We start from the raw sequence: 893 nt of genomic DNA, 5'->3' as shown, positions 1-893 counted from the left end.
GATCCCGCTTGGCCGACTTTCGACGCCGCTCGACATAGCCAACGCGGCGCTCTGGCTGGCTTCGGACGAGGCGGCTTTCATCACTGGCGTGGCGCTGGAAGTCGACGGTGGACGTTGCATCTGAGCCGTCCGTCGCTGTCGGGTCAAGTTTGACTCGATCGTTTATCGCACTCGCTGGACGCGGCGGCCGACTATATTACAGAACCCATCCGAGCCGTGGTGCAACGTCAAGGATCGCCTGACAGCCCTAATGCATGTCGCGCCAAAGTGCGCAGCGGTTTTGCGATAACGACATGTATAAAAACGAGAACTTAAAGCGCGTCGCCTGAATCCATCCAAACGCGACGCGCTTTAGGCTCCGGTCTTGACGAAGCTCTTGTAGATCCAGCCGCGTTTGCCGTTGTAGACGATCTCACACCATTTCTTGCAGCCCATCACCTGAACCGAGGTTTTGGCGGGAATGGTGACGATTGCCGCCGCACTGTTCTTCGGACCGGTGCGCATGGTGACGCCCCTGAGGATGCGTCCGGTATCTGCCGGGCTTGCTTGCTTGGCCTCGACTTTGGCCTGGGTGCCATCCTTCTGTGTCGCGGCGGGCAGCGGCTTCGGGGTGGGGATGGCGGCGGTTGGCGCACCGTCCGTCGCCGTCTTGCTGGGAGCAGCGACTTTGGCAAGCAATGCTGCCACTTTGGTTTTCGCTGCCGGATCGGCGAGTGCCGCCGCAGCGGACGGCTTGTCTGCCGTTTTTTCAGCCTGGCCTGCCATCTGGCGGGATGCGGATCCCGATCCTGTCCAGCGAGGATCATTGGGCGCCAGCGCCGGTATCTCGGCCTTCGCCGCAACCACCACCGGCGAAACCGCATCGGTTTTGCTCGCAGCCTGCTGCACCGCGG

The 893-nt window shown here is 61.9% G+C and carries 2 protein-coding genes; one reads left to right on the top strand and one right to left on the bottom strand.

Features of this window, described 5'->3' with window-relative positions; translation table 11 throughout:
- On the top strand, positions 1-124 hold a 124-nt coding region (locus tag EOA85_RS36220), incomplete at its 5' end, for an SDR family oxidoreductase (protein WP_127212796.1).
- 227 nt (positions 125-351) lie between these two features.
- Here the strand turns inward: EOA85_RS36220 and EOA85_RS36215 are convergent.
- A partial coding sequence (locus EOA85_RS36215; protein ID WP_164760180.1) for an SH3 domain-containing protein occupies positions 352-893 on the bottom strand: 542 nt, incomplete at its 5' end.

It is taken from the genome of Mesorhizobium sp. M5C.F.Ca.IN.020.29.1.1 (genome assembly GCF_003997375.1).
GTDB lineage: Bacteria > Pseudomonadota > Alphaproteobacteria > Rhizobiales > Rhizobiaceae > Mesorhizobium > Mesorhizobium wenxiniae.
Note: the sequence above shows the minus strand (reverse complement) of the source record. Positions and strands in the feature narration are given on the sequence as shown.